This window comes from Streptomyces sp. NPDC037083, from assembly GCF_055606485.1.
In genome coordinates this window covers 591,043-603,579 of sequence record NZ_JBVJSQ010000001.1, presented here as the reverse complement: position 1 = coordinate 603,579, position 12,537 = coordinate 591,043, and the positions used below count along the sequence as shown (strand labels likewise).

The 12,537-nt window shown below is 73.0% G+C and carries 12 protein-coding genes; 7 read left to right on the top strand and 5 right to left on the bottom strand.

From position 1 onward, the window contains the following. Positions 1–39 precede the first annotated feature (39 nt). Positions 40–795, bottom strand: coding sequence for a decaprenylphospho-beta-D-erythro-pentofuranosid-2-ulose 2-reductase (locus tag ACZ7DE_RS02800; protein WP_470757214.1), 756 nt, complete (start codon positions 793–795; stop codon positions 40–42). Further along, entirely contained in the window at positions 792–2,165 is a 1,374-nt protein-coding gene (locus tag ACZ7DE_RS02795; RefSeq protein ID WP_470757212.1) for an FAD-binding oxidoreductase, read from the bottom strand. Before ACZ7DE_RS02795 ends, ACZ7DE_RS02800 begins: the two co-directional genes overlap by 4 nt. 151 nt (positions 2,166–2,316) lie before the next feature. On the opposite strand from ACZ7DE_RS02795, the gene ACZ7DE_RS02790 reads away from it, so the two are divergent. The 3 genes from ACZ7DE_RS02790 (at position 2,317) to ACZ7DE_RS02780 (ending at position 4,820) form a co-directional block, all read left to right on the top strand. Beyond that, the gene (locus ACZ7DE_RS02790; protein WP_470757964.1) at positions 2,317–2,862 is read left to right on the top strand and encodes a phosphatase PAP2 family protein; all 546 of its coding nucleotides are present in this window, start codon (positions 2,317–2,319) and stop codon (positions 2,860–2,862) included. Next, complete coding sequence (locus ACZ7DE_RS02785; RefSeq protein ID WP_470757206.1) at positions 2,855–3,805, top strand: decaprenyl-phosphate phosphoribosyltransferase; 951 nt, start codon at positions 2,855–2,857, stop codon at positions 3,803–3,805. Before ACZ7DE_RS02790 ends, ACZ7DE_RS02785 begins: the two co-directional genes overlap by 8 nt. 97 nt (positions 3,806–3,902) lie before the next feature. Further along, positions 3,903–4,820, top strand: coding sequence for a YihY/virulence factor BrkB family protein (locus tag ACZ7DE_RS02780; RefSeq protein ID WP_470757201.1), 918 nt, complete (start codon positions 3,903–3,905; stop codon positions 4,818–4,820). On the opposite strand, the gene ACZ7DE_RS02775 is transcribed toward ACZ7DE_RS02780, so the two are convergent. Then, entirely contained in the window at positions 4,774–6,141 is a 1,368-nt protein-coding gene (locus tag ACZ7DE_RS02775; protein WP_470757199.1) for a D-alanyl-D-alanine carboxypeptidase family protein, read from the bottom strand. The two genes, ACZ7DE_RS02780 and ACZ7DE_RS02775, sit on opposite strands and share 47 nt — an antisense overlap. Before the next feature lie 91 nt (positions 6,142–6,232). Between ACZ7DE_RS02775 and ACZ7DE_RS02770 the strand changes: the two genes are divergently transcribed. From ACZ7DE_RS02770 to ACZ7DE_RS02755, 4 genes are all read left to right on the top strand, one after another. Further along, a complete protein-coding gene (locus tag ACZ7DE_RS02770; RefSeq protein ID WP_470757197.1) occupies positions 6,233–6,472 on the top strand; it encodes an SCO4848 family membrane protein in 240 nt (79 codons plus the stop codon). A 2-nt stretch (positions 6,473–6,474) separates the two neighbouring features. Continuing rightward, positions 6,475–7,998: a metallophosphoesterase gene (locus ACZ7DE_RS02765; protein WP_470757195.1), complete on the top strand. Its 1,524-nt coding sequence runs from the start codon at positions 6,475–6,477 to the stop codon at positions 7,996–7,998. 200 nt (positions 7,999–8,198) lie between these two features. After that, positions 8,199–9,737, top strand: a complete 1,539-nt coding sequence (locus ACZ7DE_RS02760) for an ABC transporter substrate-binding protein (protein ID WP_470757193.1) — start codon at positions 8,199–8,201, stop codon at positions 9,735–9,737. A gap of 121 nt (positions 9,738–9,858) precedes the next feature. Further along, complete coding sequence (locus ACZ7DE_RS02755) at positions 9,859–10,260, top strand: ATP-binding protein (protein ID WP_470757191.1); 402 nt, start codon at positions 9,859–9,861, stop codon at positions 10,258–10,260. Between the two features lie 75 nt (positions 10,261–10,335). On the opposite strand, the gene ACZ7DE_RS02750 is transcribed toward ACZ7DE_RS02755, so the two are convergent. Together ACZ7DE_RS02750 and ACZ7DE_RS02745 are read right to left on the bottom strand one after the other, a co-directional pair. Beyond that, the gene (locus tag ACZ7DE_RS02750) at positions 10,336–11,781 is read right to left on the bottom strand and encodes a sensor histidine kinase (RefSeq protein WP_470757189.1); all 1,446 of its coding nucleotides are present in this window, start codon (positions 11,779–11,781) and stop codon (positions 10,336–10,338) included. Beyond that, the gene (locus ACZ7DE_RS02745) at positions 11,778–12,467 is read right to left on the bottom strand and encodes a response regulator transcription factor (protein ID WP_470757187.1); all 690 of its coding nucleotides are present in this window, start codon (positions 12,465–12,467) and stop codon (positions 11,778–11,780) included. The genes ACZ7DE_RS02750 and ACZ7DE_RS02745 overlap by 4 nt, the downstream gene beginning before the upstream one ends. Between the last annotated feature and the right edge of the window lie 70 nt (positions 12,468–12,537).

The following is a 12,537-nucleotide window of genomic DNA, read 5'->3' as shown; positions in this document are numbered from 1 at the left end:
CGACTCGACCGGCCGGACGGCCTCGACCGACTCGACCGGCTAGATCGGCAGCCGTCGGAACACCCCCCGTGGCGCGTGCCGCAGCGCGGCCATCGCGACCCGCAGCAGGCCCGGCACCCACACCGTCTCCGAGCGGCGGCGCAGCCCCAGCTCGACGGCCGCGGCGACCGCCTCCGGGGTGGTCGCCAGCGGCGGCTGCGCCAGCCCGGCGGTCATCCTCGTCCGGACGAACCCGGGGCGTACGACCATCACGTGCGCGCCCGTGCCGTGCAGCGCGTCGCCCAGGCCCTGGGCGAACGCGTCGAGGCCGGCCTTGCTGGAACCGTAGATGAAGTTCGAGCGGCGGGCCCGCTCGCCGGCGACGGACGACAGCACGACCAGCGAGCCGTGCCCCTGCGTCTGCAGGGCCCGGGCGGCGATCAGTCCCGCCGACACCGCCCCCGTGTAGTTGGTCTGCGCGACGCGCACCGCGGCCGCCGGGTCACGCTCGTCGTTCGCCTGGTCGCCCAGGACGCCGAAGGCCAGCAGAACCAGGTCGACGTCGCCCTCGGCGAAGACCTTGCCCAGCACCGTCTCGTGGGAGCCGGGGTCCAGCGCGTCGAAGGGGACCGTGTGCACGTCCGCCCCCAGGACGCGCAGCCGCGCGGCCGCCGACTCCAGGGCGGGCGACGGGCGGCCGGCCAGCCACACCGTGCGGGTGCGGCGGGCGATCAGCCGGCGTGCGGTGGCCAGGGCGATCTCGGACGTGCCGCCGAGGACGAGAAGGGACTGGGGGAGGCCGAAGGCGTCCTTCATGCTGGCTCCTGGAAGTTGAGTCGACGGGCGAGGTCCGACACGAACACCCCGCGCGGGTCCAGCTCCGCGCGCAGCGCACGGAAGTCGTCCAGCCGCGGGTACATCGCGGCGAGCAGGTCCGGCCGCAGCCGGGAGTCCTTGGCGAGGTAGACGCGGCCCCCGGCCGCGGCCACCTCCTCGTCCAGCTCGTCGAGGAGGGCGCCGAGCCCGGGCAGCCCGGCCGGGACGTCCAGGGCGAGGGTCCAGCCCGGGCGCGGGAAGGACAGCCAGCCCGGGTCGGCCTCCCCGAACCGCTTGAGGACGGCCAGGAAGGAGGGGCAGCCGCGTGCGGACAGGCGCCCCACGATCCGGCGCAGGGCCTCCTCCTGACCGTGTCCGACGACGAACTGGTACTGCACGAAGCCGCCGCGGCCGTAGACGCGGTTCCAGTGGGGGACGCCGTCCAGCGGGTGGAAGAAGGCCGAGAGCCTCTGCAGTTCGCCGGAACGCGCACGGGGAGCCCTGCGGTACCAGAGCTCGTTGAACAGCCGGACGCTCGTGCGGGTGAGGAGCCCCTCGGGCAGGACGGCGGGCGCGGCCGGGAGCCGCGACGGGCGGAACGACAGCGCAGTCCTGCGCGCGCGTGCGGGCAGCGCGTCCAGCGGGGCGTGGTCGCCGCGGGTCAGCACCGCGCGTCCGGTGGCCGCCCCGCGCGCGAGGAGGTCGATCCACGCGACCGAGTACCGGTAGCGGTGGTCGCCGGCGGTCAGCCGGGCCATCAGGTCGTCGAGGTCGGCGGCGCGCTCGGTGTCGACCGACATCAGCGAGGTCTCGACCGGCTGGAGCCGGACCGTGGCCGTCAGGACGACGCCGGTCAGGCCCATGCCGCCGGCGGTCGCGTCGAACAGCGGGCTGCCCTGGCGCACCGTGCGGACCGTGCCGTCGGCGGTGAGCAGTTCGAAGGACGTCACATGGCGGGCGAAGGAGCCCGAGACGTGGTGGTTCTTGCCGTGGATGTCGGCGCCGATCGCACCGCCCACGGTCACGTAGCGGGTGCCGGGGGTCACCGGCACGAACCAGCCGAGCGGCAGCAGGACCTCCATGAGCCGGTGCAGGGAGACGCCCGCGTCGCACAGGACGACTCCGTCGTCGGCGTCGACGACATGGATCCGGTCCAGTCCGGTCACGTCGATCACCGTCCCGCCCGCGTTCTGCGCCGCGTCCCCGTACGCCCGTCCGAGGCCTCTCGGGATGCCGCCGCGGGCCCCGCAGCCCCGGACCGCCGCCACGGCCTCCGGGTAGGTCCGGGGGCGGATCACGTGGGCGGTGGAGGGAGCCGTACGGCCCCATCCCGTGACGGAAACTGTCTCGGAAGCGGTCTCGGCAGACATGTCCGCGACCGTATCGCCCCTATGTGACCGCATAGTTTTCAAACATGACTGATATCCCCGAAATGGGTGATTAATGGGATGTCGCCCAATATTGCCGGAGTTCCGCCGAGGTTGACGTGAACAGTGAGTCCACATGGACGAACTGGACGGCATGGATGAACTGGACGGTCCGGGCGGACTGGACGGCCTGGGCGACCTGGCTCACCTGGACCGCCGCATCCTCTCGGCGCTGCACGCCAGGGGCGCGGACCCTGGCGTCGCCCGCGCCGCGCGCGGCCTCTCCCGGGCGGGCGAGCACGGTGCGCTGTGGATCGCGGCGGGGGCCCTCGGGGCCGCGCTCGACGGCCCGCGACGCGGCGCCTGGCTGCGCGCCACCGCCCTCACGGCCGGCGCACACGTCGTCAGCATGGGCGTGAAGCGGATCGTCCGCCGCCCGCGCCCCGCCCACGTCGAACCCCTCGTGCGCACCGCCGGGCGGCACTCCTTCCCCAGCTCGCACGCCGCCTCCGCGGCCGCGGCCGCCGTCGCCTACGGCGCGCTCGGCGCCCACACCGTCCCGCCGCTGGCCGTCGCGATGTGCCTCTCCCGGCTCGTCGTCGGCGTCCACTACCCCTCCGACGTGGCGGCGGGCGCGGCCCTCGGCGCCCTCACGGCACGCCTCGGGGCGCGCTGGACGAGGGGAGGGAGCCGTGGCTGAGGCGCTGCTGCACCGCCAGCGCACCCGCCGCCCGCAGCCGCCCCCGCCCCCGGGCCGCCCCGGCACCCTCCTCGGCGGACTCCTGCGCACCGCCCGCCCCAAACAGTGGATCAAGAACACCCTGGTCGTGGCCGCCCCCGCCGCGGCGGGCCGACTCCTCTCGATCCCCGCCCTCGTCCAACTCGCCCTCGTGTTCGCCCTGTTCACCGCCTGCGCCGCCGCCGTCTACCTGGTCAACGACGCCCGCGACGCCGAGGCCGACCGCGCCCACCCCACCAAACGGCACCGGCCGGTGGCCGCCGGACAGGTCCCGGCGCCCCTCGCGTACGGCGTCGGAGGCGCCCTCGCGGTCCTCGCGCCGACCGCCGCGGCCTGGCTGACGACGCCCGCCGTGGCGGCGCTCCTGACCGCCTACCTCGGCATGCAACTCGCGTACTGCCTCAGCCTGAAGCACGTCCTGGTCCTCGACCTCGTCGTCGTCACGACCGGCTTCCTGATGCGGGCCGCGGCCGGCGGGCTCGCCCTGGCGATCCCCCTGTCCCGCTGGTTCCTGATCACCACCGGCTTCGGGGCGCTGTTCATGGTCGCGGCCAAGCGCTACTCCGAGGCCGTCCAGATGGCCGGCCGAGCGGGCGCGACCCGCGTGCTGCTCACCGAGTACACCACCGGATACCTGCGTTTCGTCTGGCAGCTGGCGGCCGGGGTCGCCGTCCTCGGCTACTGCCTGTGGGCCCTGGAGGAGGGCGGCGTCCCGCACACCGGCGTGCTGCCCTGGCGCCAGCTGTCCGTGGTCGCCTTCGTCCTCGCCGTCCTGCGGTACGCGGTCTTCGCCGACCGGGGCACTGCCGGCGAGCCCGAGGAGGTGGTCCTCGGCGACCGCGCCCTCGCTCTGATCGGCCTGGCCTGGCTCGCCATGTACGGGCTGGCGGTGGCCGATTGGTAGCCGCCCCCGGCGCCCCGTCGGGGACTGTCCCGCGTCCACGGGGTACCCGTACCCCGGTCTTCCGCGTCAGCGGCCCGGAGCGGGGCAGAGTGGGGTCATGGACTGGCTGAAAAAGCTTCCCGGCGTCGGGCCGTGGGTCGCGCGCCTCATGGCCACGCACGCGTGGCGCTCGTACGAGCGCCTGGACCGCGTGAAGTGGACGCGGCTGGCCGCCGCGATGACCTTCGTCAGCTTCGTCGCGCTCTTCCCGCTGCTCACCGTGGCCGCCGCCGTCGCCGCCGCCACGCTGAGCGAGTCCCAGCAGCAGGAACTCCAGGACAAGATCGCCGACCAGGTCCCCGGCATCTCCGACCAGCTCGACGTCCACAGCCTCGTCCAGAACGCCGGCACCGTCGGCTCCATCGCGGGCGCGCTCCTGCTGCTCACCGGCATCGGCTGGGTCGGCCAGATGCGGGACTGTCTGCGCGCGGTGTGGGAGTGCCCCGACAAGGAGGAGAACCCGGTCCTCGCCAAGGCGAAGGACGCGGGCGTCCTCGTCGGCCTCGGCGGTGCGCTCCTGCTGACCATCGCCATCTCCACCGTCGCCTCGGCGCTGGTCGGCTGGATCACCGACGAACTCGGCATCGACGAGGCCGGCTGGGGCAGCGTCCTGCTGCGCCTCGCCGCGTTCGCCGTCGCCGTGCTCGCCGACTTCCTGCTCCTGCTGTACGTCCTGACGCTGCTGCCGGGCGTCGAACCGACCCGCCACCGGCTCGTCGTCGCCGCGCTCATCGGCGCCGTGGGCTTCGAACTGCTGAAGCTGCTGCTGAGCGGCTACATGCAGGGCGTGGCCGCGAAGAGCATGTACGGCGCGTTCGGCGTGCCCATCGCCCTGCTGCTGTGGATCAACTTCACCTCGAAGCTGGTCCTGTACTGCGCGGCCTGGACGGCGACGGGCACCGCCCCCGACAACCCCCGGGACATCGACGTCAGCGCCGACGCCGTACCAGGTCCGGCAGCGGCCAGCGGCGGTTGACCAGGAAGGCGCCGCCCGCGAGCAGCGCCAGCAGACCGCCGGCGACCCCCAGCGCGATCCACATGCCGCCGCCGGATCCGTGCCCGGCGGCCACCGCGCCCGCCACCGGCTTGTGCGACGCGTTCCCCGCACCGCCGGCCTGCCCGTCCTCCGCGGAGGACGACGGATTCGCGCCGGGCTGCGCGCCGGTCTGCGTGCCCTGCGGCGCGACCAGCTCGCCCACCGGCGTCACCTTGCCGGTCGCCTGGAAGCCCCAGTCGAGCAGGGTGGCGGCCTCCTTGTAGACCTCGTTGTGATCGGTCTTCGACGGGTTCATGACCGTCACCAGCAGCACCTTGCCGTTGCGCTCGGCGACGCCGGTGAACGTGGCGCCCGCGTTGGTGGTGTTGCCGTTCTTGACGCCCGCGATGCCCGGGTACTGCGAGATGTCGTAGTCGCCGCTGAGCAGCCGGTTGGTGTTCTGGATCTCGAAGGAACCGCGGGTCGTCCGGCCCTTCTTGTTCTTCGTCGTCTCGCCGGGGAACTTGGCCGAGACGGTCGAGCAGTACTCCCGGAAGTCCTTCTTCTGCAGGCCCGAACGGGCGAACAGCGTCAGGTCGTACGCCGACGAGACCTGCCCCGAGGCGTCGTAACCGTCGGGGGAGACGACGTGCGTGTCGAGGGCCTGGAGCTCCGCGGCGTGCTCGTTCATCTCCTCGACCGTCTTGGTGACGCCGCCGTTCATCGCCGACAGCACGTGCACGGCGTCGTTGCCGGAGCGCAGGAAGACACCGAGCCAAAGGTCGTGGACCGTGTACGTCTCGCCCTCCTTTATGCCGACCATGCTGGACCCCGACCCCACGCCGGCCAGGTCCTTCGGGTCCACCCGGTGCGCGGTGGTCCTGGGGAACCGCGGCAGCACGGTGTCGGCGAAGAGCATTTTCAGCGTGCTCGCCGGGGGAAGCCGCCAGTGCGCGTTGTGCGAGGCCAGCACGTCGCCCGACTCGGCGTCGGCCACGATCCACGAGCGCGCGGTGAGATCCTTCGGCAGCACCGGCGCGCCGCCCGCGAGCGCCACCTGCGTCCCGGCCCGCCCGAGCCGCGCGCCGCCCACGGTCGACATGTTCGCCGGGGGAGTGGCCGAGGGACCGGCGGACGTCGAGGCAGAGGCCGAGGGCGACGCGGACGCCCCCGCCGACGCGGACGGCGAACCGGACGCCCCGGGCGACGGCGAGGGGCGCGGCGCGGCGAGGGAGGCGGGCGCGGTCAGCGCGAGGGTCGCGAGGGTCGCGGAGGTGACCAGCAGGGATCGCCTGACGGTCTGCTTCATGGGTGCGGGCACGACGGAGAAAGTACCTGGCAGACGACGTGAAGTCCCGCCACCCTCCCCACCCCGGTCACGGAACCGGACACCCGCCGGTGATACTGGCCCTATGAAGCTCAGCCGCCGCGTCTCCTGGTTCCTGCTCGCCTTCGGGGTGTGGAGCTGGGTCATCTGGGTCACTTTCGTCAAGAACCTGGTCAAGGACAGCAGCGGACTCGCGTTCGACGACGGCGATCCCACGGCGTATTTCTGGGTGCACCTGACGCTCGCCGTCGTGTCCTTCGTATTGGGGACGGTCGTCGGAGCCATCGGGTTGCGTGGTCTGCGCGCACTCGGTCGGACGTCATAGCCGTGGTGATCGTCTTCGCCCTGCTCGCGCTGACCGTGCTGGTCACGGCCAACTGGTACCTGTGGCGCCGTCTGTTCCGCGACACCACCGGCGGGCCCGGCCGGGCCCGCCGCGGCGGCGCGGCGCTGATCGTGGGCGGCTGGGCGCTGGCGATCGGAGCCCTGGTCGCCGAGCGCACCGGCGCGCCCTTCTGGCTGCAGCGGGTCCTGGCCTGGCCGGGCTTCCTGTGGCTGGCGACCTCGATCTACCTGCTGCTGGCCGTGCTCGCGGGCGAGGCCGTACGGCCGTTGCTGCGCCGCTTCCTGGAGAAGCGGGCGCGCACCCGTGCGCGGGTCGGGACGCCCGCGGCGCACCCGCGCCGGGAACCGGTCCCGGCGGGGGCGCCGACCCGCGGGCGGGAGGCGGGCGCCGCTCCGAATCCCGGGGAGCGGAATCCCGGGAAGCCGGGATCCGAGGGGCCGGCGAGCGAGCGGCCGGAGAGCGAGCGGCCCGAGCACCGGCAGACGGAGCGAGGGCGGCCGAAGGCGGATGAGCCGTTCCCCGGGACGCCCGCCGCCGGGACGTCGGCCGCCGAGACCCCCGTCCCCGGGACCCCCGTCCCCGGGACCCCCGTCCCCGGGACGTCGGTCTCCCCGATGCCCGCCGTCGGGACGCCGGTCCCACCCACGCCGGTCTCCGGGGCGTCGGCACCCGGGACGCCCGCGCCCTCCCGGCGGCTGTTCGTCTCCCGTGTCGTGGCCGGCGCGGCCGCCGCGGCCGCCGTGGGGACGGTCGGCTACGGCACCTACGGCGTACTGCGCGGCCCGCGCGTCAAACGGGTGACCGTGCCCCTCGCCAAACTCCCGCGCGCCGCCCACGGTTACCGCATCGCGGTCGTCAGCGACATCCATCTGAGTCCCGTCCTCGGCCGGGGCTTCGCGCAGCGGGTCGTCGACACGATCAACGGGACCCAGCCCGACCTGATCGCGGTCGTCGGCGACCTCGTCGACGGCAGCGTCAAGGACCTGGGCCCGGCCGCCGCCCCCCTCGCGCGGCTGAAGGCACGGCACGGCAGCTTCTTCGTCACCGGAAACCACGAGTACTTCTCCGGCGCCGAGCAGTGGGTCGACGAGGTGCGGCGGCTCGGACTGAACCCGCTGGAGAACGCCCGCACCGAACTGCCCTGGTTCGACCTGGCCGGCGTCAACGACGTCGCGGGCGAGAGCGAGGGACAGGGGCCCGACTTCACGAGAGCCCTCGGCGACCGCGACACCGCGCGTGCGTGCGTGCTCCTCGCCCACCAGCCCGTCCAGATCCACGACGCCGTACGCCACGGCGTCGACCTCCAGCTCTCCGGGCACACCCATGGCGGCCAGCTGTGGCCCGGCAACTTCCTCGCGTCCGCCGCGAATCCGACCGTCGCGGGCCTGGAGCGCTACGGCGACACGCAGTTGTACGTGACCCGGGGCGCGGGCGCCTGGGGCCCGCCCACGCGCGTGGGCGCACCGTCCGACATCACCGTCGTCGAACTGGCCTCCGCACGCTGACGCGAGAAGCTGAGAAGGAACTGTGAAACCCGGCCGAAACACCGCGTCGGTAAGTTCTTTCTCATCTCGTCAGATTCGTCTTCCGCCACCCGAAACACCTGTGATTAGGTGAGGCCGCCGCCAAGGGGGGCGGCAGTTTTCTGGGGACTGGGCCCGTCTGCGGCCTGGGGAGGCGGGACACCACCATGCGATCTGTTCGCATGCGGATTCTCGTGACGCTGCTGGTTCTCGCGGTCGTCGCGGTGGGCGGCTGGCAGTTGCTGCCGTCGCAGGGGAAGAGCGGTGACACCATCACCGTGGGCACCACGGACACCGTCACCTCGCTCGACCCGGCGGGGGCCTACGACGCCGGTTCCTGGGCGTTGTTCAGCAACGTCTTCCAGTCGTTGCTGACGTATGAGCCGGGCAGCGTGTCGCCCGCGCCGGACGCGGCCAGGAGCTGTTCCTTCGTGAAGGGCGGCCTGACCACCTACCGGTGCGAACTGCGCGACGACCTCACCTTCAACGGCGGCGCCAAGGTGACCGCCGAGGACGTGAAGTTCTCCTTCGACCGGGTCAAGAAGATCGACTCGGACGTCGGTCCGGCGTCCCTGTTCTCGACCCTGAAGTCGGTCACCGCCAAGGGCATGACCGTCACCTTCCACCTGTCGGCGCCGGACGCCACCTTCCCGTTCAAGGTGGCCACCGGAGCGGGCTCGATCGTCGACCACACCCGCTACCCGGCCGACGCCCTGCGCACCGGCGACGTCGTCGACGGCACGGGCCCGTACGAGCTGACCGGGTACACCAAGGGCAAGAAGGCCGAGCTGGCGCCCAACCCGCGCTACAAGGGCGCCGTGACCACCGGCTCACCCGTCCGGCTGCGCTACTACTCCGACCCCGAGGCCCTGGAGAAGGCGTGGAAGGCCAAGGAGGTGGAGGCCGCCACCCGGCAGCTGCCGCCCGCGGTCCTCGCCGCCCTCAACACCAGTGATCCGGGCCAGCGGGTGACCGAGGCCGACAGCTCCGAGACCCGCAACCTGTACTTCGACACCCGCTCGCGCTCCCCGCTGCACGACAAGGACGTCCGCAAGGCGCTGGCCTGGCTGGTCGACCGCGAGCAGCTGGCGTCGACCGTGTACGACGGGACCGTCGAGCCGCTGTACTCGCTCATCCCGGCCGGCATCACCGGCCACACGACCTCCTTCTTCGACAACTACCCGGACCAGAACAGCGGGAAGGCGCGCAAGCTCCTGAAGAAGGCGGGTGTGGCCATCCCGGTGAAGTTCACCTACGGCTACGGCCTGGGCAGCGGCGCGGCGGCGGCCGAGGCCGCCGAGCTCAAACGGCAGCTGGAGGCCGGCGGCCTGTTCGAGGTGAACGTCAAGGGTTACGAGTGGACCGACTTCCAGAAGCGGTGGGCCACCGGAAAACTCGACGCGTACGCCGTCGGCTGGGTCGCCGACTATCCCGACCCGGACACCTTCGCCGCCCCGCTCGTCGGCACCGGCTCCACCATGAACACCGGCTACAGCGACAAGGCCGTCGACGGGTACATCGCCGACAGCCAGCAGTTCGACGACCGCAGCCGGGTCGCCGACGACTTCCGCGACCTGCAGCGGGTCATCGCCGACCACGTGCCGGTCCTCCCGCTGTGGCAGCGCAAGGAGTACGTCGTCACCAGCGCCGACGTCGGCGGCGGACAGTATCTGGCGGACGGCAACGGCGTGTTCCGCCTGTGGAAACTCGACTGGATCTGAGCCGTCCGGCCTTCCGGCGCGCGGGCTTGATCCCGCGCGCCGGGCATGCGCCCCCGCAACACCGGGCAGTCACCCGACGCGGCACCACGTGACGGAGGTGTGCAGGGGAGGAGGAGCGGACGTGCTGAGACGCAACTCCTTCCGGCTGCCCCGGCATCCGGCGTCCGTCGGTCTCGCCCGGCGCCGGGTGCGGGACCATCTCGCCGCCTGGGGGCACGGCCCCGACGACCCCGCGGCGGCCGACGCCGTCCTCGTCGTGTCCGAGCTGGCCACCAACGTCGTGCGCCACGGGCAGCTGCTGGAGCGGGAGTTCGAGGTGTCCGTGACCGCCCTCGACGACGGCTCCTGCCTGATAGAGGTGTCCGACGAGGGCCGGCTCGAACCCCGGCCGCGACGGGTCGGCGACTGGGAGGAACACGGCCGCGGCCTGCACCTGGTGGAGCACGTCGCCACCGCCTGGGGCGTCTGGACCGGCGGCCGCCACGGCAAGACGGTCTGGGCCCTGCTCGCATCCCCCGCCTAGGCAACGGCACCCGTCGTCCCCGGCCGGCCCTCCCCGGCCCGTCGTCCCCCCTGGTCTCCCGGACCAGGACGCCGCTCAGGTGCAGGCCTGGGGATGGGACGGCAGGGTCACCGTCACTTCCAGGCCCTCGCCCGGCGCCGTGCGCACGGCCACCTCGCCGCCGTGGGCCCGCACCACGCCCTGCACGATCGCCAGCCCCAGCCCGCTGCCCGCACCGCCGCCGGCCCGGAAGAAACGGTCGAAGACCCGTGTCGCGTCCTCCGGGCCCAGACCCGGCCCCTTGTCCTCGACCGACAGCCGTACGACCCCGTCCGCCCGCCGCACCCCGAGCCGCACCGGCACGTCCGCCGCCGTGTGCGTGCGGACGTTGGCCACCAGGTTGCCCAGCACCTGTCGCAGCCCCGACTCGTCGGCCCGCACCAGCACGGCCCCGTCGGCCTCGACCCGGACCGGCCGCCCGGGCTGCTGCGCCCGCAGGTCCTGCGCCGCGTCCCGCACCAGACGGCTCACGTCGACGTTGCGCAGCCGCAACTCGGGCCGCTGGTCCAGCCGGGCCAGGGTGAGCAGCTCGTCGACGAGCCGGCCCATCCGGTCCACCTCGCCGTTCATCCGCTCCCAGGCCCGCTCGCGCTCCTCCGGCTCGCGCAGCATTCCCTGGTCGTACAGCTGGAGATAGCCGCGGATCGCGGCGAGGGGGGTGCGCAGCTCGTGCGAGGCGTCGGCGACGAACCGGCGCAGCTGGGCCGCGCTGCGCTCGCGCGTCCGGTAGGCCGTCTCCACCTGGTGCAGCATGGAGTTCAGGGCGAGCCGCAGCTGCTCGACCTCCTGGGTGGGGTGGTGGCTGGAGGGCACCCGCCGGGTGAGATCGCCCTCGGCGATCGCCGACGACGTCTCCACCATGTCCTCCAGCGGCCGCATCCGCCGCCGCACGCTGAACAGCGTCAGACAGGCGAGCAGGGCCAGCAGCAGGGTGCCCACGGCGAGATCGAGCCTCAGGGCCTTCGCTATGCCCTTGTGGAGGGCGTCCGTGGAGGTGGCCAGCAGGACGTACGGGCCGTCGGGCAGCCGGGTCGCCGTCACCCGGTACGGGGCGCCGTGCACGGTCACGTCGTGCGGTTCGGCGTCACGGGTGAGCGCCTCCGGGTCCTGCACGGCGTCCGCGAGGCCGAGCTGCGCCTCGGTGGGCTCGACGCCGAACAGGGTCATCGCCCTGCCCTCGCCGTCGACGGCGGTGAACACGGAGTCCGGCGCCGGCCGGTCGTCGGAGTACTCGGGCACCAGCCGGTCGCGGACGAAGCCCAGGACGCTGAGCGAGTCGATCTGCCGCAGGGTGAGCTGCGAACTCGCCAGGGACGTACGCGTCTTGGTCAGCTCGGAGTCGACCTGGTCCAGTAGGTAGTGCCGCATCGCCATGAGGCTGACGGCGGTGGCGGCGACGATGCCGAGCGCCAGCAGCGCCACGTTGGCCGCCGTCAGCTTGGCGCGCAGCGAGTGGACGCCGTGCCGGTGGATCCGCTTCATGCCAGCCCGTATCCCACGCCCCGCCGGGTGGTGATCACCGGCGGTCCGAGGGCGTCCAGCTTGCGCCGCAGATAGCTGATGTAGGTCTCGACGACCGTCGACTCGGGCGGGGTGTGCTCGTACTGCCAGACGTGGCGCAGGAGTTGGTCCTTGGGCACGATCCGGCCGCCGTTGCGCACCAGGAAGCGCAGCAGTGCGTACTCGGTCGGGGTGAGTTCGACCGAACGGCCCGCGCGGTGCACGCTGTACGTCGTCTCGTCCAGTTCCAGATCGCCGTAGCGCAGCGGCGGCCGCTGCGGAAGGACGTCGGCCGGCCGGGTGCGGCGCAGGACCGCGGTGATCCTCGCGACGACCACGTCGATGTCGAACGGCTTGGTGATGTAGTCGTCGCCGAAGCCGAGGGCGCCGACGATCTCGGCCGGCGCGTCCCGCGCGGTGAGGAACACCAGCGCCAGGTCCGGCCTGTGCGCCCGCAGTTCACGCCCCAGCGCCCGTCCGTCGCCGTCCGGCAGCATCACGTCCAGCAGTGCCACGTCCGGCCGGGTGCGGTCGGCGAGGGTGAGGGCCTCGCGGACGGTGCCCGCGACCATGACCTCGAAGCGGTGGTAGCGCAGGGCGATGGCGAGGACGTCCGCGATGCTCGGTTCGTCCTCCACGACCAGCACGGTGCCGGAAGCCGTCGTCATGCCCCCAGTATCGGCGCGCCCACCGGCATCCGGGACGGTTCGCGCTTTGGAGTTCCTTGAGAGTCACGCC

Bases quoted from the DNA above. Each gene is read 5' to 3' on its own strand.
- ACZ7DE_RS02760 (WP_470757193.1), top strand. From the start codon at position 8,199: ATGCGGATTCTCGTGACGCTGCTGGTTCTCGCGGTCGTCGCGGTGGGC.
- ACZ7DE_RS02795 (WP_470757212.1), bottom strand. From the start codon at position 2,165: ATGTCTGCCGAGACCGCTTCCGAGACAGTTTCCGTCACGGGATGGGGC.
- ACZ7DE_RS02780 (WP_470757201.1), top strand. From the start codon at position 3,903: ATGGACTGGCTGAAAAAGCTTCCCGGCGTCGGGCCGTGGGTCGCGCGC.
- ACZ7DE_RS02770 (WP_470757197.1), top strand. From the start codon at position 6,233: ATGAAGCTCAGCCGCCGCGTCTCCTGGTTCCTGCTCGCCTTCGGGGTG.
- ACZ7DE_RS02790 (WP_470757964.1), top strand. From the start codon at position 2,317: ATGGATGAACTGGACGGTCCGGGCGGACTGGACGGCCTGGGCGACCTG.
- ACZ7DE_RS02800 (WP_470757214.1), bottom strand. From the start codon at position 795: ATGAAGGACGCCTTCGGCCTCCCCCAGTCCCTTCTCGTCCTCGGCGGC.
- ACZ7DE_RS02745 (WP_470757187.1), bottom strand. From the start codon at position 12,467: ATGACGACGGCTTCCGGCACCGTGCTGGTCGTGGAGGACGAACCGAGC.
- ACZ7DE_RS02750 (WP_470757189.1), bottom strand. From the start codon at position 11,781: ATGAAGCGGATCCACCGGCACGGCGTCCACTCGCTGCGCGCCAAGCTG.